General features: G+C 44.3%; 24 protein-coding genes. 17 read left to right on the top strand and 7 right to left on the bottom strand.

Annotation, left to right across the window (positions count from 1 at the left end; translation table 11 throughout):
- Positions 1-7 precede the first annotated feature (7 nt).
- Positions 8-1,018: a threonylcarbamoyl-AMP synthase gene (locus tag K1X84_09515; GenBank protein ID MBX7151864.1), complete on the top strand. Its 1,011-nt coding sequence runs from the start codon at positions 8-10 to the stop codon at positions 1,016-1,018.
- On the opposite strand, the gene K1X84_09520 is transcribed toward K1X84_09515, so the two are convergent.
- The gene (locus K1X84_09520; protein MBX7151865.1) at positions 1,008-1,397 is read right to left on the bottom strand and encodes a DUF2784 domain-containing protein; all 390 of its coding nucleotides are present in this window, start codon (positions 1,395-1,397) and stop codon (positions 1,008-1,010) included. The genes K1X84_09515 and K1X84_09520 overlap by 11 nt on opposite strands.
- Positions 1,398-1,497: 100 nt before the next feature.
- Here K1X84_09520 and K1X84_09525 point away from each other — a divergent pair, with 100 nt between their 5' ends.
- The 16 genes from K1X84_09525 (at position 1,498) to K1X84_09600 (ending at position 14,426) form a co-directional block, all read left to right on the top strand.
- Positions 1,498-2,058: an HDIG domain-containing protein gene (locus tag K1X84_09525; protein MBX7151866.1), complete on the top strand. Its 561-nt coding sequence runs from the start codon at positions 1,498-1,500 to the stop codon at positions 2,056-2,058.
- A gap of 106 nt (positions 2,059-2,164) precedes the next feature.
- Complete coding sequence (dnaJ, locus tag K1X84_09530) at positions 2,165-3,298, top strand: molecular chaperone DnaJ (GenBank protein ID MBX7151867.1); 1,134 nt, start codon at positions 2,165-2,167, stop codon at positions 3,296-3,298.
- A 36-nt stretch (positions 3,299-3,334) separates the two neighbouring features.
- On the top strand, positions 3,335-3,868 hold the full coding sequence (locus K1X84_09535; GenBank protein ID MBX7151868.1) for a helix-hairpin-helix domain-containing protein: 534 nt from the start codon (positions 3,335-3,337) through the stop codon (positions 3,866-3,868).
- 24 nt (positions 3,869-3,892) lie between these two features.
- Complete coding sequence (locus tag K1X84_09540) at positions 3,893-4,450, top strand: hypothetical protein (protein ID MBX7151869.1); 558 nt, start codon at positions 3,893-3,895, stop codon at positions 4,448-4,450.
- A gap of 12 nt (positions 4,451-4,462) precedes the next feature.
- Positions 4,463-5,491, top strand: coding sequence for a hypothetical protein (locus tag K1X84_09545; protein MBX7151870.1), 1,029 nt, complete (start codon positions 4,463-4,465; stop codon positions 5,489-5,491).
- 3 nt (positions 5,492-5,494) lie between these two features.
- A complete protein-coding gene (locus K1X84_09550; protein ID MBX7151871.1) occupies positions 5,495-6,484 on the top strand; it encodes a hypothetical protein in 990 nt (329 codons plus the stop codon).
- Positions 6,485-6,512: 28 nt separating this feature from the next.
- Positions 6,513-7,070, top strand: a complete 558-nt coding sequence (rsmD, locus tag K1X84_09555; protein MBX7151872.1) for a 16S rRNA (guanine(966)-N(2))-methyltransferase RsmD — start codon at positions 6,513-6,515, stop codon at positions 7,068-7,070.
- 48 nt (positions 7,071-7,118) lie between these two features.
- On the top strand, positions 7,119-7,604 hold the full coding sequence (coaD, locus tag K1X84_09560; protein MBX7151873.1) for a pantetheine-phosphate adenylyltransferase: 486 nt from the start codon (positions 7,119-7,121) through the stop codon (positions 7,602-7,604).
- A gap of 13 nt (positions 7,605-7,617) precedes the next feature.
- The gene (gene lepB / locus K1X84_09565) at positions 7,618-8,559 is read left to right on the top strand and encodes a signal peptidase I (protein ID MBX7151874.1); all 942 of its coding nucleotides are present in this window, start codon (positions 7,618-7,620) and stop codon (positions 8,557-8,559) included.
- Between the two features lie 11 nt (positions 8,560-8,570).
- Positions 8,571-9,356 carry a signal peptidase I gene (lepB, locus tag K1X84_09570; protein ID MBX7151875.1) on the top strand — a complete coding sequence of 262 codons (786 nt, stop codon included), beginning with the start codon at positions 8,571-8,573 and terminating at the stop codon, positions 9,354-9,356.
- Between the two features lie 6 nt (positions 9,357-9,362).
- Positions 9,363-9,776 carry a secondary thiamine-phosphate synthase enzyme YjbQ gene (locus K1X84_09575; protein MBX7151876.1) on the top strand — a complete coding sequence of 138 codons (414 nt, stop codon included), beginning with the start codon at positions 9,363-9,365 and terminating at the stop codon, positions 9,774-9,776.
- Positions 9,773-10,966 carry an FAD-dependent oxidoreductase gene (locus tag K1X84_09580; GenBank protein MBX7151877.1) on the top strand — a complete coding sequence of 398 codons (1,194 nt, stop codon included), beginning with the start codon at positions 9,773-9,775 and terminating at the stop codon, positions 10,964-10,966. Before K1X84_09575 ends, K1X84_09580 begins: the two co-directional genes overlap by 4 nt.
- On the top strand, positions 10,966-11,763 hold the full coding sequence (locus K1X84_09585; GenBank protein ID MBX7151878.1) for an aldo/keto reductase: 798 nt from the start codon (positions 10,966-10,968) through the stop codon (positions 11,761-11,763). The genes K1X84_09580 and K1X84_09585 overlap by 1 nt, the downstream gene beginning before the upstream one ends.
- A 107-nt stretch (positions 11,764-11,870) precedes the next feature.
- Positions 11,871-12,482: a superoxide dismutase gene (locus K1X84_09590; protein ID MBX7151879.1), complete on the top strand. Its 612-nt coding sequence runs from the start codon at positions 11,871-11,873 to the stop codon at positions 12,480-12,482.
- Positions 12,483-12,507: 25 nt separating this feature from the next.
- Positions 12,508-13,083: an NADH-quinone oxidoreductase subunit B gene (locus K1X84_09595; protein MBX7151880.1), complete on the top strand. Its 576-nt coding sequence runs from the start codon at positions 12,508-12,510 to the stop codon at positions 13,081-13,083.
- Positions 13,084-13,157: 74 nt separating this feature from the next.
- Positions 13,158-14,426, top strand: a complete 1,269-nt coding sequence (locus K1X84_09600; protein MBX7151881.1) for a bifunctional folylpolyglutamate synthase/dihydrofolate synthase — start codon at positions 13,158-13,160, stop codon at positions 14,424-14,426.
- Here the strand turns inward: K1X84_09600 and K1X84_09605 are convergent.
- From K1X84_09605 to K1X84_09630, 6 genes are all read right to left on the bottom strand, one after another.
- The gene (locus K1X84_09605) at positions 14,423-14,776 is read right to left on the bottom strand and encodes a (2Fe-2S) ferredoxin domain-containing protein (protein MBX7151882.1); all 354 of its coding nucleotides are present in this window, start codon (positions 14,774-14,776) and stop codon (positions 14,423-14,425) included. The genes K1X84_09600 and K1X84_09605 overlap by 4 nt on opposite strands.
- Positions 14,776-15,408: an ATP-dependent Clp protease proteolytic subunit gene (locus K1X84_09610; GenBank protein ID MBX7151883.1), complete on the bottom strand. Its 633-nt coding sequence runs from the start codon at positions 15,406-15,408 to the stop codon at positions 14,776-14,778. The genes K1X84_09605 and K1X84_09610 overlap by 1 nt, the downstream gene beginning before the upstream one ends.
- Before the next feature lie 36 nt (positions 15,409-15,444).
- Positions 15,445-16,149 (bottom strand): pyridoxine 5'-phosphate synthase, encoded by a 705-nt coding sequence (locus tag K1X84_09615; GenBank protein MBX7151884.1) that lies wholly within the window; start codon positions 16,147-16,149, stop codon positions 15,445-15,447.
- Positions 16,150-16,263: 114 nt separating this feature from the next.
- Positions 16,264-16,668, bottom strand: coding sequence for a hypothetical protein (locus K1X84_09620; protein ID MBX7151885.1), 405 nt, complete (start codon positions 16,666-16,668; stop codon positions 16,264-16,266).
- A gap of 3 nt (positions 16,669-16,671) precedes the next feature.
- Positions 16,672-17,751 (bottom strand): aminopeptidase P family protein, encoded by a 1,080-nt coding sequence (locus tag K1X84_09625; protein ID MBX7151886.1) that lies wholly within the window; start codon positions 17,749-17,751, stop codon positions 16,672-16,674.
- A gap of 26 nt (positions 17,752-17,777) precedes the next feature.
- Positions 17,778-18,784 (bottom strand): ATP-grasp domain-containing protein (locus K1X84_09630; protein MBX7151887.1); only part of this gene is annotated, 1,007 nt, incomplete at its 5' end.

Genomic DNA, 18,784 nt, shown 5'->3' on the forward strand with positions numbered 1-18,784 from the left:
TATTTGAATGAAAACGATCCTTATCACGCATCCTTTTAAAAAAAAAAATATTCGAAAAGCATCTAGAATATTGAAGGCCGGCGGATTGGTTGCCGTACCGACTGAAACGGTATACGGGCTGGCGGCCAATGCGTTAAATCCAAAAGCCGTTAAAAAAATATTCAAAGTCAAAGGTCGCCCGCAGGATAATCCGGTTATTGTACACATTGCCTCTAGAAAAAAAATAAAAGAATTGGTTGCAGAAATTCCGGCAGCAGCCGCGGTGCTGATGAAAAAATATTGGCCTGGGCCTTTGACGATCGTTTTCAAAAAATCGGCGGCGATTCCAGAAGTAACTTCCGCCGGACTTCCGACCGTTGCAGTCCGTATGCCCAAAAATAAAATTATCTTATCGCTTATCCGCGAATCGGGGTTTCCTCTTGCGGCGCCATCGGCCAATGTCAGCGGGCGGCCAAGCCCGACGACAATTGAAGATGTGTTGGAAGATCTCGCAGAGAAAATCGACTGTGCAATCGACGGAGGAAGTACTTATTATGGCATTGAATCCACCGTAGTGGATGTCAGCGGAAAAGTACCGACGCTCTTACGCCCGGGCAGTATTTCTATCGAGCAGTTGCGCTCAACCATCGGGAAAGTAAAAATAGCGCAAAACAATTCTGAACGCCCCAAATCGCCCGGTATGAAATACAAGCATTACGCACCGAAAGCGAAACTTATCATTATCGAAGGAAAAAAGGAAAATATAGCCAAAAAAATTCAATCGATCTTGAGTAAGAAAAAAAATGAAAAGACCGGCGTTATTACGACTCAACATTCAAACAGCTATCGATACGGTTTGATCCAGTTTGTCGGTTCCGACAATAACCGGATTGCCCGTAATCTTTTCAAAGCGTTGCGGGCGATGGACAGGCTCGGAGTTGAGTTAATTCTTGCGGAGGGTATTCCTGAGAAAGGCACGGGACATGCGATTATGAATCGTTTGCGTAAAGCGGCTGGATACAAGGTGATCAAAGTTTAGCGGATCGAAATGGGCGGCCCGGTCTGATCCATATTAACGTTGCTATGACGATCAACGTAAAGAGTACATAAATAATCGTAAATACATATTCCGGCGCGTTATAAAAAATAATTTTATGAACCCAATGCTGGATAAAACTGGTTTGATAAGCGCCGCCGTTTGCCGAACGTAGTTGATTCTCCCAAGCCGTCAGTGGGCAGACGATTCCGAACAGCGATTCACCGGCCACCAATCCGATCGCACTCAAATGAAGAATCCGGAACCAGAAATTGCGAATCCATTTCCACCGGCACCCGGCGCCAATGAAAATCAATAGCAAGCCGGTTACTACAAATCCAACAAACAAAAAATGAATGATGAGAATAATGTCAGCCAGCATGGTTTTCACTTTCGTGCCCTTAAAAGGTTATTGAAATAAGAAATGGAAGTCAAGATATTGCATCCGGTGTTGATTATTATAAGCATAATGGAGGCTAAGTATGACACGGAATGATGCATGGGATTTATTATGCGAATATACCCAAGGTGAAAGCTTACGGAAACATGCGTTGGCCGTGGAGTGTGCCGTACGGGCCTATGCAAAAAAATTCGGCGAGGACGAAGAATCGTGGGGCATTACCGCCCTTTTGCATGACTTCGATTACGAAAAATTTCCCGATCCGGTCGATCCCGAGGGGCATCCTTACAAGGGCAATACGATTTTAAAAGAAAAAGGATATCCTGAATTCATCTGCCGTGCGATTATGTCGCATGCCGATTATACCGGGGTTATGCGCGAAACGAAATTGGAAAAAACTTTGTTTGCTTGCGACGAACTTTGCGGGTTTATTACTGCAGTGTCATACGTGCGTCCCAATAAAACTGTAAAAGAGGTCGAGGTTAAATCGGTCAGAAAAAAAATGAAGGACAAAGGTTTTGCGGCGAAAGTCAACCGGGATGATATTACCAAAGGCGCGGAAGAATTGGGCGTCGATTTGGATGAACATATAGGATTTGTGATTGCAGCCATGCAAGACAAGGCTGAACAACTGGGTTTGTAAATCCGTTCGCGTAAGTGCAAGTTCTCAATAATTTTATTGCTAAATTAGGGTTCAATCCCTATATTTTCTCGCTTTTAAATAAAACCGGATTGATGAATTTTCACTTATGACTAAACGCGATTATTACGAAATATTAGGCGTCAGTAAAAACAGTTCTTTGGAGGATATTAAGAAAGCATACCGTAAACTTGCGATGCAATATCATCCCGACCGGAATCCCGGTGACAAACCGGCGGAAGAAAAATTCAAAGAAGTAGCTGAAGCATACTCCGTACTGAGCGATGATCAAAAACGCGCCAATTACGATCGATTTGGTCATGACGGTTTGCGGGGAATGGGCGATCAGGGATTTACGGACATCAATGATATCTTTTCGCATTTCAGCGATATATTTCAAGGTTTTGGAGGATTTGATTTTTTTGGCAGTGGACAGCGTTCATCCCGTCAGGCACGTGGTGCTGACGTGGAAGTACGGCTGAAGCTGACGCTTCAGGAAATTGCTGAAGGCGTATCGAAGAAGATCAAACTGAAAAAACGCAAACCGTGCGATACCTGCTCGGGTACCGGCGGAGCTCCGGGATCACAGCGCAATACCTGCAGTGTGTGCGGAGGAAGCGGACAAGTCAAACAAGTTTCACGTTCCGTTTTCGGACAATTTGTCAATATTACGACTTGCCGCAATTGTGAGGGTCAAGGAACCGTCGTGAGTAAACCGTGCCCGGATTGTCAAGGCGATGGCGTGATACAAGGTGAAACGACGATCAATGTGAAAGTTCCTCCGGGTGTAACTACAGGCAATTATATTCCGCTTCGTGGGCAAGGCCACGCGGCGCAATTTGGCGGGCAACCCGGCGACGTGATCGTTATTATCGAAGAAAAAGAAGACGAAATTTTTGAACGTCATGGCGATGATGTTTTACTTGACTATGCCATCAGCTTTCCACAAGCAGTATTGGGTGATGATGTCGAAGTACCCACGCTGGTCGGGCGAGTCAAATTGACCATACCACCTGGAATTCAATCTGGAAAAATTTTGCGCCTGCGCGGCAAAGGTATCCCGCATCTCAACGGTAACGGGTCCGGCGATCAACTCGTTCGCATTGCCGTCTACACGCCGGCGCGTGTGAGTGAGCACGAACGCCAGATGCTGAATGAAATGATGAAAAGTGAACATTTTAAACCTTCAGCCGATGAAGAAAAAAGTTTTTTTAAAAAAGTGAAGGAAGCATTTAGTAATTAAGTTTTGTCTGTCTTTGGGGTTTACGGTTGAGGGAGAATGAAGAATTGGTCTGAACGAGTTATTCGTTTCTTTAGCAATTTCGGTTTAACGCGCCAGGAAACGCATTTTGTTCTTTTACTATTGGTCATCACGCTGATTGGTTCATTGGTCCCGCCAAAACGCGTGACCGATTCCGGCGAAGAAGAGCTGGCAAAATTTAAAGTCGCTTCCGGCCAACACGACAGTTTGGTGGACAGTATTACCGCTTTAGCGGTGAAAGATTCGCTGCAACTGGTATGGAAAAACCGAGCCGATACGATACGGATGATCTTGGCATCGGGCGCAACTGCGGAAACGATCGATTCTTTGATCGCTGAATCCGGCGATTCGCCTGTAAGGACGATCAATATCAATGAAGCGAATGTGCAGGAACTTGCTTCGCTTCCGCGTGTCGGTCCAAAATTAGCCGCGCGTATCGTCGACTACCGCAATCTGCACGGTCCATTCACGTCGGTCAACGATCTGCAACGTGTCAAAGGCATCGGAAAGAAAATGTTCGATAAAATAAAACCTTTTGTAACTGTTAATTGAACGTGCTATTACATCGGAGGATTTATGGCAGATGAAAAGAAATCGGTTGAACTTCGGGTTCGTCCCAAAGGTAATATCTTTCTGGAAGTTGGAATTGTCATTATGCTCGGCATATTGATTTGGTCACTCGTAGTGCCGATGCTTGAGAGAGAACAGCAGAATAAATTATTGAAAATCACCCGAGCCAAAATGAAAGTGTTATTCCAGCTGGAGTATCAGTATTTGTACGTCGATACGACTTACACTTCCGATTTTACGAAATTAACTCAATTTGCTAAATCGGCCGATGCGACGATGGTGCCAGACAGCTTATTTTTGCCGCTTCAGCGAGCATACATGCGCCTCGAAGACCGTAAAGCAGAACTGGAGAATATGAGTTTATCGGATTTTAAAAAAGCATATATTGATTCGCTTCCGATTAATTCATTGAGCGGTCAACCCTTTATCATCGAGCTTGTCAAAAAATCCGGCCGTAAAACTTTTAACTTGAAACCTTCGATGGATGAAGACGAGATTAAATGGATTGGAGCTGTTGTTGAAGGTGAAATCCATTGGGATGAAAAGGCCGAGTTAGCCAACTAAATCAGGTGCAGCATGAGCATTAATGCTGAAGTAGAACGCCGTTCGTACGACCATATTGATGATGACCAGCCCCGTGAGAAAGCTGCGCTGGGTATCAGTTTCAGCGGCCAAAATATTTTTTTTGCGGAAGTAGTACGTCTTGAAGCTTCATTCATGGCCAGAAAATTCGGTACGATTGCAACCAATATGAAATTCGGTACCGGTATTGAAGGCGTTGAAAAAAATATTCGTGACTTGTATTCGTACGTCAACGGATGCATTGAAGATAATGCGATCAAGGCCCGCAAATTGAACCTGAGCATGAATTCACAACTCATTGCTTTGCATCGGATTTTAATTGAGCCGGGTGAGACGGACGCCGAATTCGAAAATCAGGTTAAATGGGAAATTGGACAACAAATTCTGGACGACGTCGATCAGTTTATCGTCAATACCCATGAACTGCGTTCGACCGGTTCATCGTTGACTCCCGTGCTGGTGGTAGGTGTTCGCAGGCGGTTTATCGATACCCTTAATGCGGTTTTGGAAAAAAGTAAAATCAGCTTGGCGTGTGTAGATATGGATGTTTTATGCGCACACGCAGCCTATGAGATGAATTATAATCGCGGTGAAGGTTTGACGGCGTTGGTCGAGGCTAAACCGGGCGTGGCAACTATTTTGTTGTGCAATGGCTATGATATCGAGTCTGTTTACCAGATGACGTCGTCGGCCAAAAGTGTACCCGCAAGGCTGGGGTCTTTGATCAATCAACATTTGGACAATGCAGTAGCCGTATATAAAGAAGATACGACGATTGATCGTGTCATTTTATGCAATGCAATGGCCGCGACTGTGATACCGCACATTGAACAACGTTTTAATGCCGAAGTGATTAACCCCTTTTCCAAAATAAGACTTGCCGACGAGCTTATTCCCAAACCGGTTGAGTCGGAAGAATCCGACGAAAGTAAAGAAACTAAAAAAAGCCTACAGATTGAAGTTAAAGACTATTCTCCGTATGCCGAATGTGTCGGCGCTGCGATCAAACTTTTGGCGGATTGACCTATGATTAAAATTAATTTATTACGCAACGATCTTTCTACGCCGGCTGCCCGTGATCGTACAGGCGAGTTACAGTTATCTGCTTCGAATAAAACTATTTCTCAGGAAGCTAAAAAAAGCTACCGCCGTTTCATCATGTTAGTCATTTTTCTCCTTGTAGTTATCGGTGGAAGTGTTTACGGTTATATGGAACGGTATTCGGTCGTAGCATTTGTCGAACAATATACAGGTCCGCTTAACATACTGCCAGTGGAGGAAACAGGCCCGTCGGCTTCAGAACTCGAAGAGCAACGGCGGGAACGTATACGGCAATTGTATATGTCGAATACTATCAAAGTTCAAATCCGCGATTTCCAGTTACTCAGAACGATCGATTCGCTCAATACTATCAGCAAAAATTTATGGATTACAACGCTTCAATTGGAAGGTAACGACAATGCTTTTAATATGGAAATTTACGGTAAAACCGATAAGGATATTGCACAATTTACGAAAGATATTAAAGGCGTTGGCGTTATTGAATCGATCAGGCCTCAGGCGACTAAGCCGGGAACAGCCGTACCGGGTTTCCGCTTCAAAACTGTAATTTTTGGCAATCTCTATCCAGCGCCATCGGCTGATAAAGATACGGCGCTCATGAAGCCCAATTATCTCAGCGTTGCGGAAGTTAAAAAAGCAATGATTCAATTGGGTAAAAAACACCAATTGAAAATGACGGAAGAAGGTACGATGAATGAGACCAAAGGCGTTGTGATGAATACGCATAAAGGCCAATTCCGTGTTGAAGGAAGCTATAGTGATTTTCTAAAATATGTGAAGGAACTGAATCGGCTCTCTCTGAATATGGAATGGACGAAATATAACGCCAGTTATACCATTCAAAAAGATAAGAAAAATCCAAAGCCTGACATTCTTTTGCTGGAATATAACGTTTTATCGCCGGTTCAATTAGCCGATTCCAGCAAACAAACTTCCGGTCAGTCGAATCCTTAAATTTCCTTGATTTCAACTTTTAGTTACTATGCGCATTATCGCGGGGCAGCGACGTGGTCTGGTGCTTAATTCGTTTGATGATGACCGCATCCGTCCGACCAAAGATATGGTTAAGGAATCGATTTTTAATAGTGTTGCCAACCTTTTGGATATCACTACCTGTTCCGTATGCGATATTTTTGCCGGAACGGGCAGTCTTGGTATTGAAGCTTTGAGCCGGGGTGCTGCCGCCGCGACGTTTGTCGAAAATGACAACTCGGCAGTCCAATTGATCCGTAATAATTTACTCAAAGCGAGGCTGGTCGACCACGCACAAGTGATCCAGACTGACGCTACTGTCTGGCTTAAGCAACATGCTGAAAAACCGTTTGATTTGATTTTGGCGGATCCGCCGTATACCATGCGGTTGGGGAATTTTATCATTGAAAACTCTGTGGCAAACGGCTATCTTAAAGCCGAAGGAGTATTGGTCATCGAAAGCGCGCCGGATGAACCGATGGTTATACCCGATTCGATGAATAATTTAGTTTTGTATAAAGAAAAAAAATGGGGCGAAAGTTTCATACGTATTTTTCGGTTTCAATAAATTTTACCATAACAATTTTAAAGGCTTTTCGTATAGAAACGGAGCGGCATGAAAACAGCGATCTATCCGGGTACGTTTGATCCGATTACTCACGGGCATCTGGATATCATCGGTCGGGCGTCGGCTTTGTTTGATAAAGTGATTGTGACGGTAGCAATCAATCCAAAAAAAAAGCCGCTGTTTACTATCGATGAAAGAATGGAGTTGATTCGTTCGGTTGTTCAGCCGTATCCGAATGTCGAGTGTGAAAGCTTTGACGGGCTTTTGGTTAATTTTGCCCGTGAAAAAAACGCGACGGCGTTGATCCGTGGGTTAAGAGCCATTTCTGATTTTGAATACGAATTTCAGATGGCGTTGGTAAACCGCAAATTATCGGATAAACTCGTTACCGTTTTTCTGATGCCGGGTGAAAAATTCACCTATTTGAACTCGACGATTGTTAAAGAAGTTGCAATGTTTGGCGGTGATATCAGCGCATTTGTGCCGTCGCTGGTCGAAGCCAAGGTCAAAGAAAAAATCAAGAAAAATCATTAAATAAGGATAGTGTATGGCGTACGTGAAAAACGATAAAACTAAAATGGCCAAAACTGTTCAGGCAAAAGCGAAGGGAGCACAGGTAGAAAGATCCTTTCAGGATCGTTTCGTTGAAAATGTTAAGTCGATTGCATGGGCGTTATGCGTATTTTATTTTGTCCAGACTTTTTTCCTGCAGGCTTTTTCGATTCCGACTAGTTCTATGGAAAAGACCTTACTCGTCGGGGATTTTCTTTTTGTCAACAAATTCGTGTACGGTGCACAGACTCCTGAAAACATACCCTTCACAAGTATCGAATTGCCGCGTTATCGTTTTCCTGCCTTTAAAGACCCAAAACAAGGCGATGTAGTTGTATTTCGCTTTCCACATCCAGAATTAATGCGCAGCCAGCTAGGCCTCGATTATATCAAACGATGCGTTGCAGTTGCAGGACAAACATTGGAAGTTAAAAATAAAGAACTTTTTGTCGACGGCGTTAAATTTTCCGATCAGTTCAATCTACCGGGTGTTCATTTCGATCTGCAATCGCAGTCGGAAGGATACGTTTTCCCGCGTGCTATGGGAACGGGCGACAATTTCGGTCCGTTCAGGGTGCCGGCTGAAGGTGACGTCATCAATATCCGCGCCGATATGATCGATTTGATCCAATACCTGGCATTACGCGACGGTAAAAAATTTGAACGGCGTTCGGACGGATATTATGTGGATGGAGCCAAAACGGATCATTATGTAGTGCGACAAAATTATTATTTCATGATGGGCGACAATCGCGATAACAGCCTCGATAGCCGTTATTGGGGGCCGGTTCCACGCGACCATATCATGGGTGAAGGCTTGCTCATTTATTGGTCCAATGTTGAAGCGGCGAAGCAAACGTCGTACGTGATGAAACTTTTTTCAACATTGAATCTCACAAAAGTTAACTGGCGCCGTATCGGTACCGTTATACATTAAGAAGTTATTGCATGGAAGATGCACAGAAAGCGGTTGCGCTTAATCAGGAGTTGGCCATTAATTCCTCCGAGCAAAATATCAGCCCGTCAGAGGTGGGAGCGAATTCTAAATCCAGAAAAAAAGAAAAAAGCACAACGTACGAACTTTTTCAAATTCTGATTTACGCCCTGCTGTTTGCCTACATCGTCCGGACGTTTTTTATACAAGGATTCAAAATTCCAACCGGCTCAATGGAAGATACGTTGCTGGTGGGCGATTTCCTATTGGTCAATAAATTTATTTATGGCGCTACAACGCCGGAGACGCTTCCTTTGACGGATATTGAAATTCCGCAATGGCGGCTTCCGGCAATTCGCGATCCCAAGCCCGGCGACGTGATTGTATTTAAATTTCCTCCCGATCCCACGGTGGATTACATCAAACGATGTGTCGGCGTGGCGGGTCAAACCGTTGAAATCAGGGACAAGGCCGTATTGGTTGACGGGCATCCGTTCTCTGAAGTTATCCAACCGGAAGGATTAAAATTCGAAGATCCGGAAATCATTCCTCGCAATAAAGGTTATGAGTCGATGTATCCCAAAGACGCAGGGAGCCGCGATAATTATGGACCCGTTACTATTCCTGACGGTTATGTTTTTGTCTTAGGCGATAATCGCGATCGAAGTTACGACAGCCGGCAATGGGGATTTGTCCCGCGTGAAAATATTATCGGAAAAGCATTGTTTGTTTTTTGGTCGAACGCATCCGATAATAACCTCGATGTACGGTGGGATCGTATTGGAAAGATGATTAATTGATCGTTTATGAAATTTCATACAGAATACCTCTGGTTCAATACCAAAGAACATCGCGAATACATTAATATTACCGATGCCGTTCAAAAAGCGGTTAACCAATCCGGAATCGCCGAGGGAATGGTGCTCGTTTCAGCCATGCACATTACAGCCGGCGTGTATGTCAATGACGCTGAATCAGGGCTGATTCAAGATATTGATCGTTGGCTTGAAAAGTTAGCTCCCTTTAATAAAGATTATCTCCACCATCGTACCGGCGAAGACAACGGCGATGCCCACCTCAAAAGCCTCTTGATTCATCATGAAGTAATCGTGCCGGTTACTAAAAGCCAGCTTGATTTCGGACCGTGGCAGCAAATCTATTACGCTGAATTCGACGGGCAACGTCGCAAACGCGTTATCATCAAAGTCATGGGCGAATGACGAATTCATTTAAATGCGATGCCGCTATTATCGGTGGAGGAATTGCCGGACTCTTCATTCTCGACCGATTAAAATCCGAAGGCTACAACGCAATTTTACTTGAAAAAAATTCTATCGGTTACGGACAAACACTCGCGTCCCAGGGGATGATCCATAGCGGTATCAAGTACCGCCTGGATGGCTCTGATCCTGAAATCTCAAAACAGCTTGTAGAAGTATCTCAGCGATGGACTGATTTTTTTTCAGGTTCTGTTCAGCCCGATTTATCGTCAAGTACCGTCCATTCAACCAAACAATATCTTTGGACAAAAAATGTTTTGTTGGATAAACTGGCGTTGAAAGTCGTTCCGATGTTTATGAATAAAGGCGCGCATAAATTGCCCGAGGCCGAACAACCGCCGGCATTCAAGTTATGCGGCTACAATAACGACGTTTATGAAATCAGCGAAACGGTCATGGACGTCAAAAGCGTATGCAATTATTTTTTTCAAAAACATTTCTCTTCCATTTATTGGGGTACGGCCGACGATTTTCAATTGAACAGTAACGGAAGTATCCGATCCATTCAAACCGATAACATAACGATTGAAGCGGGAGCATTTTTTATTTCGTCGGGCAGCGCGAATGAAACGTTTGGGAAAACGCTCAAACTTTTGAACATTGCACAGCGGCGTCCGCTCAGGCAGTTCATGATTCGGGGAAAATTGCCATTGTTATATGGACATTGTGTTACATCACAACCGAAACCTTTGTTTTCGATAACGTCGCATCCCTACAAAAATGAAACGATCTGGTATCTGGGTGGTAACGTTGCCGAACCGCTTGATGGTAAGGGCGGCTATCAAACCCCAACAGAAATTTTCAAATTATTATTTCAGGTTTTTCCTTTTGCCAAGATGATGATTGACAGTTGGGCGACCTATACCATCGATCGCGCGGAAGCAAAAACTGCCGACGGACGTCTTCCTAACGAACCTACGCTGATGCATCATCAGAACCTCGCTTTGTGCTGGCCGACAAAATTGGTTTATGCGCCGGTATTGGCTGACCATGCATGCAATTTTATGAGAAAGATAGCGTCGCCATCGTTTCAAAAAACATCGCAACAGCTTTCATTGAATAAACCTAAACTTGGCGAATATCCATGGGAAAAGACAGAATGGCAACCGTTTAAACAAGAAAGTTATTGATGAGTCTTCCGCAAATTGAATTCGGAACCACGGGATTTAAAGTCAGTCCTCTCGGTGTCGGTGCGGTCAAATGGGGAAGAACCGAAGGATTGAAACATACACATTTCAAACTTCCGGATGATCGAACAATCATTCAACTTCTTGAAATGGCGATTGAAGCCGGCATCAATGTTCTGGACACCGCAGCAGCCTATGGCATTTCCGAGATGCGAATCGGTAAATTACTCGAACCTTTTCGCGGTCATTTTCACATCTTTACTAAAGCCGGCGAAATTTTTGAAAATGGAAAATCACGTTGGGATTTTTCGGATGCCGGCATTCGAACAAGTGTCGAAAAAAGTCTTATTGATTTAAAAATTGAAACGCTGGATTTACTCACACTCCACTGTTCTCCCAACGATGTTGAAACTCTGAAAAATTCACCGGCATTGTCGTGTATGGCCGAATTGAAAGCGGAAGGCAAAGCTCGTAACATCGGTGTATCAAGCACCACCGTAGAGGGCGGACTATACGCGTTACCGCTCGTCGATGTCATCATGGTTGCGTGGAATCCGGGTTTTACGGACCATCAGCAGGTGATTGAAAAAGCGGCTACACTCAAAAAAGGAATATTGATCAAAAAAGCATTGAATTCGGGTAATATGGAACAGCACGTTAATTCAGCCGAGTACGGTTTAAAATCAGCTTTCGGTTTGCCGGGAAAACCGCTTGTGCTGGTCGGAACTATAAATCCGGATCACCTTCGTGAAAACATTCTGATTGCTACACGCTATTTTTCTACAACAATCAAGAATTAAAAAACCGTATAAAAAAAGCAATTGCTATACTTTTTTTTTTTAATTACTTTAGTCCCGCTTGTCTGAAATATTGATTGAAATTTTATTTTAAAATAAAAGGAGTTGTTATGCCGTTTACATTGCCTTCACTCCCTTATCCTTATGATGCTTTAGAACCACATTTTGATAAAATGACGATGGAAATTCATCATTCCAAACATCACCAGGCGTATATTAATAATGCCAATGCTGCGTTGGAGAAACATGCCAATTTACAATCCAAAACTGCCGAACAATTGATTGCCGATCTGAATTCAGTACCTGAAGATATTCGCACCGTCATTCGTAACAACGCCGGCGGACATGCCAATCATAGTTTTTTCTGGACGGTTCTCGCTCCGAAAGCCGGTGGAACTCCCAAGGGCGATCTCGCCGATGCAATTAACAAAAAATTTGGCAGCTTTGATAATTTCAAAGCGGAATTTACTAAAGCCGCTACGACGCGTTTCGGTAGCGGTTGGGCTTGGCTGGCTGTCGATAAAAGCGGCAATCTTGTCATTACCAGTACGGCTAATCAGGATAGCCCGATTTCCGAAGGTATGAAGCCAGTGCTCGGATTGGACGTTTGGGAACATGCCTATTATCTGAAATACCAGAATCGCCGTCCGGATTATATCACGGCTTTCTGGAATGTAGTGAATTGGGATAAAGCCGCGGAATATTACAAAGCCGCGAAATAATTTTATTTCCCTGAAAGGTTAAATTATGGACCTGACCAAAGAACTCAAAGATAATGTTTTGACAACAACGCTCGACGCGCTGTGGAATTGGGGTCGGAAGAATTCACTCTGGCCGATGCCGTTCGGTACTGCTTGCTGTGCGATCGAAATGATGGCGACGCTCGGACCGCGTTACGATATGTCGCGTTTCGGCGCTGAAGCGATTCGTTTTTCGCCACGTCAGGCCGATTTGATGATCGTGTCAGGACGTGTTTCAATCAAAATGATGCCGGTTTTGAAACGTATATGGGACCAGATGCCCGATCCGAAATGGTGCATTTCGATGGGCGCCTGTGCTTCGTCGGGAGGTTTTTTTAATACCTACACTCTTATTCAAGGTGTTGATCAGTTTATTCCGGTAGACGTTTATATTCCCGGATGTCCTCCGCGTCCTGAGGGATTGATCGAAGCGTTGATGAAAATTCAACGACTGATCGAGAAAAAAGAGAGTGTGTATAAACGCGATGTTAAAGATGAGGGAATGTACGGTGATGAACATGTTGGAGTGCAAGACCGTAAAGGCGATCTCGTTCCTGAAGTTGTTACCGGTCATTATGAATAAATCACAAAAAATATGATTTCTAAAAAGCTGTATGAATTTCATACAGCTTTTTTTATTTAATATTTAAAATGAATATGTCGGTCAAGGAAACGTTGAAATATCTCTACGATCTTCAATTTTTCGGGATGAAACTCGGCCTGGAAAATACGATTAAACTGCTCAAAACTTTGAACAATCCGCAGCATACCTTTCCTTCGATCCATGTCGCCGGAACCAATGGTAAAGGTTCGACATGTTCCATGATGGCTTCGATTTTTCAAGCTGCCAAATTGAAAACAGGACTGTACACATCACCGCATATTTTGAATTTTTCCGAGCGAATTCGTGTCAATGGTTCGGAAATTCCTGAAAGCGAAATCATTCATATCACTGAGAAAATGAAGAAGACAATCGATGAACTTCGCTGCACTTTTTTTGAAGCAACGACCGTGATGGCATTCGATTATTTTGCCAATCAGCAAATTGATATCGGAATTATTGAGACCGGTTTAGGTGGCCGTTTAGACGCAACTAACGTAGTTGTGCCGGAAGTGTCGGTTATTACTAACATTGGAATGGATCACACTGAACACTTAGGAACAACTTTGGATGCTATTGCTGGAGAAAAAGCAGGGATTATTAAAGAACAAGTTCCTTGTTTGATCGGGCCGATTGAAGCCGAATTAAAACCTGTTTTTAAAAACATTGCTGATGCACGTCAGTCTCCATTATTTTTTTACGACGATATAGTGCAAGTTACATCCAAAAAATTGACGGATCATGGAAGTTTGGTTGATCTTTATTTCAAAGTGAATAACCATGGATATGCCCTGAATGAATTAGAGATCAATTTAGCCGGACATCATCAAATTCAGAATGCCGTTATGGCCGTAGCTGCGGTGAGGCTGCAGAAAAAATTTGAAGTAAGTGAGTCAGCTATTCGCGAAGGATTGTGTTCCGTCGATTGGAAAGGACGGCTGCAGATCATCCAGCATCAGCCACTGATTATCGCCGATGCGGCCCATAATCCTATGGGGATGCAAAAACTTCGTGAGAGCATTGAAACGATTTATCGCTCGAAATACGATAGAATGATTCTTGTTCTGGGCATGCTGGCCGATAAAGATTTTGAATCGTGTGTGAATGCGATTGCCGGTATCTTTGATACAATTTACACAGTCACACCGAACAGCCCAAGAGCCTTGTCAGCCGAAACTCTAGCGAAGGTGGCCAAGCAACGACACGCACAAGTATTTGTGGGCGGTTCAGTGAACTCGACCGTGGAAAAAATCAAAACCGGCATGACTGATCGGGATCTACTGGTCATTGCCGGTTCACATTTTGTGTTATCGGAAATTTTTTAGTTTTTCTTTCTGTGTTCGCATGCCGGAGAATTAATGCATGAATCTTTGATTTGCAATCGCTCGACCGTGCGTCCTTCTGCAAGTGATTGTACTATTTCTTCCACATCCGTTTCCTTAACCCATCCGTACCACGTAGCATCCGGATAAATGACAACCGTCGGCCCGTGTTCGCATTGATCAAGACAGCCTGATCTGTTCGAACGAACGGTATCTTTTAATCCATGTTTTGTCAACGCCTCTTTGAAAAGTTTTATTAAAGTGCTTTGATTTTCAGGATTGCAACAGCCGCGTGGGTGGCCGTTTTCCCGCGTATTCTGACAAATGAAGATATGATGTTTATATTTAGCCATCAGATCGCGCTCATTTTTTCAACCTGACGTGAAATCATTCCATATTTGATCGCTTCGTCCGTAGTAAACCAATAATCACGATTGGTGTCTTCCTGTACCTGTTTGATTGGTTGACCGGTTTCCTTCGCCAGAATTTCATTGAGTTGCTCGCGCAGGCGAATAATCTGGCGCGCGCTGATTTCAATATCTTTTGTGCTGCCGCGAGCACCGCCCAGAGGCTGATGAATCATAATACGGGAATTAGGCAAAGCGAGCCGGTTTTCTTTTTTCGCGGCGACAAGGATAATGGCCGCGGCACTGGCGGCGAGTCCGCAGACAATCGTCTTGACCGGCGCGTCAATCAGTTTGATCAGGTCATAAATGGCTAGACCATCATCGGCCACGCCACCGGGCGAATTGATATACATTTTAATTTCTTTTTTAGGATCTTGTGCGTTCAGGAAAAGCAGTTGTGTAATAATTCGGCGCGTAACTTTCGGCTCGATCTGCTCGAAGAGAAGAACGATTCGCGATTCAAGAAAATATTCCATCATTTTTTTGCTGAGAGGATCTTCTTTGGCGTCGTCTTTTTCATTTTCCTCTTCGTCGTCATGTAACTTATGCAAAAGTTCATCCTGCAGGTACGAATTCATAAAAGCTCCTTGATATGATAAAACGGTGATAACATTTTATGCATGAATAATATCGATAACGTCCCGGATGGCTTTGTCGAGACCGACGAATAACGCCCGCGCACAAACACTATGGCCGATATTGATTTCTTCAATGGCTTCGATAGACATAATGGGGCGAAGATTGCCGTAATGTAAGCTACCGGACGCACTAATGCCTAAATTTAATTTTGATGCAGCCATCGCAATAGTTTTGAGGTTTTCCAGTTCCTGTTCCATTTTAGCCAGACTGTCGGCCGTCGCATAATGAGCTGTGTACAATTCAACATAATCGACGCCGATTTTAACGGCTGCCTTGATTTGATCCACTGATGGTTCAATCAAAATGTTCGTGACGGCTCCGCCTTGACGCAGTTTATCAACGGCAGTCTGAATGACGCTTTCCTGTCCGAGCAGATTGATCGGACTTGATGGATATCCTGCGTGGATCAGCGTTACCATTTCCGGACGCGCCTGGATTGCTTTGGCAACCATTGCTTCAGACATCGGAATGCGTAAATTAAAATGTGTGTGGATACAATCCCGCAGAATTCTTAAATCCCGCTCTTCCGCTGACGATGGCTTTTCGGATATCGTGTATACAATTCCATCTGTTCCGGCCATTTCGATCATGGCTATGGCATGAATGGGATCCGGTGTCGACTGGTCGCCAAATTCACGCATGCGGACGATGGCATCGATTTCTATTCCCAATCGTTTCAAGTGATGTCGTCTCCATTTTAGTAATAATGACCGAAAAATGTCGTCAATTGTCCGCTGAAATTCAACAGAAATTCACGTCGTCATAGCCATACATTCTCATCAAAGAGCACGAATTTATTCGAAAAGCGGAGGGGCATCGCAATCATGTTCTTCAGCCAGGCGTTCATTTACATACAAATAAGTCGGATCTTCCGGCTTAAGGATCGTTGTGGGTGAACCGGAAGGCTTGCGTTCCTCAGATGCAAAAAATTTTAAATAATGCGGATGATTATAGTTCATCCATTTAACCCATCCGAAAGTCGCTTCCTGATGAACAATTAAAAAAGCAGGACAACGGAATCCGACGTCAACATGTGTTTGTGAAACGGTCTTTTTAACAAAGTTGTTTTCATTGAGAAGTTTGATAAACAGCTCCGTACAATCATTTCCATCGTGCACGAGCGAATGACGAAAACGTTTGACGATTTTTCCTTTGATGATTTCTTCAAACGCTTCGCGGATTTCAGTTTCAGACAGCATGCGCTAGATTTCTATCAGATCGATCGGTAAACGCATCAGGTTTTCGCAACCGTCACTGGTAATACACACGTCATTTTCGATGCGTATGCCAAATTGGTCGGGTAAATATATCCCGGGCTCGATCGTTACGACATTGCCTTCTTCAAGCAAAGTGGTATCCGTTCTTCCCAGAAGAGGTGCTTCGTGAATTTCCAAACCGATGCCGTGGCCAAGGGAGTGTGTGAAATAGTCACCGTATCCCTGTTCGGTAATAATCGAACGTGCAACGCGGTCCACTTCAGCTGTCGGTAATCCCGGTTTTGCAGCCGCTATTGCTTTTTCGACAGCGCTTTTAACAGTACCATAAATACGACGTTGTAAATCGGATGCCCGCCCAACGACCACGGTCCGCGTCATGTCGGCATGATAACCGTTGTAGACGGCGCCGAAATCAAACAATAATACTTCACCGGTCTGAACCTTTGCATTCGTCGGACGTGCGTGCGGCAGAGCGCTTCGCGCGCCGGCGGCAATTATTGTTTCAAACGCTTCTCTTTCACCTCCGAATTGCCGCATCAACCAGACGATACGGCCGGCTATTTCCAATTCCGTCATTCCGGGTTTGATTTCTTTGATGATCGTTTCAAATGTTTTTTCAGTAATAGCAATGGCTTTGCGCAGGCTTTCAATTTCAAAACGATCTTTGATCCGTGCAATCGTTTCAATGGCGTTTTGAGTTGGCAGAAATCGACATGACGGTAGTTTCGAAACTAAATCTGCATGCGATTGAAAACTTATATGCATCGATTCAAACCCAACATGGCTTTTGTCCGGTAAAAATTTACATTCGGATAATTTGTCAAAAATGTTTTGACCAATGCCGGTGATACGGATGTCGGCGTTTTGAACTTGTTGTTTGGATTGTTCGATGTAGCGTCCGTCGGTAAGAAAATGAACGGAAGATCGTCCGATCAAGCACAGTCCGTTCGATCCGGTAAACCCGGTGAGATAATGCACGTGCGGAGGAAAAATGGTCAGAAAGTAAGAGACATTTAATTTCTCGAAACGAGAACGAAGTTTTTCAATACGCTCGGAGTAGTTCATAGGGCAACATCTAAAAAGAACAAATTTTACATATTCAGCAATCGTTCGACAAATTTTGTATCAAAATCACCGCTGACAAAATTAGGATTTCTCATCATTTGTTTATGAAACGGAATCGTCGTTTTGATGCCTTCGATAATAAACTCATCCAGCGCGCCGCACATTTTCTCGATGGCTTCCTGGCGTGTTTCGCCGTGGACGATCAGTTTACCGATCATGGAATCGTACGTCGGCGGAATTTGATATTCCGCATAGGCGTGCGAATCGACGCGAACGCCAAAACCGCTCGGAGTGTGAAAGGCATGAATTTTTCCCGCCGAAGGTCTGAATCCATGTTCCGGATCTTCCGCATTGATACGGCATTCGATGGCGTGACCGCGCGGTTTCAGATCGGCTTGCTTGAACGGCAATTTTTCACCGGCCGCGACGCGGATTTGCCACTTGATCAGATCAATGCCATACGCCATTTCAGTGACGCAATGTTCGACCTGGATACGGGTGTTCATTTCCATGAAATAAAAATTTTTATCCTTGTCCATCAGGAATTCGATCGTGCCGACGCTTTCGTAGTTGACGCTTTTAGCGCCACGCACGGCTGCGCTGCCGATCTTTTCGCGCAATTCCGCATCGACGGCAGGCGAGGGCGATTCTTCGATCAATTTCTGTTGGCGACGCTGCATCGAACAATCGCGCTCACCAAGATGAAACACATTGCCGTGCTGATCGCCGATGAGTTGGATTTCTATGTGGCGCGGTTTTTCGATAAATTTTTCAATATAAACGTCGGGATTACCAAACGCCGTTTGCGCCTCGGCACGTGCCGTATTAAATGCATTGTCGAATTCCGATTCTTCGCGCACGATACGCATGCCGCGCCCGCCGCCGCCGGCCGTTGCTTTGATGATTACCGGCAAGCCGGTTTGTCTCATCAGCTCTTTAGCTTCTTTCAGGTCTTTCACAATGCCGTCACTGCCCGGCACGACCGGAACTCCGGCTTTCATCATCGTTTCTTTGGCAACGGCTTTGTCGCCCA

The organism is bacterium (assembly GCA_019695335.1).
Taxonomy (GTDB): Bacteria; CLD3; CLD3; order SB21; family SB21; genus JABWBZ01.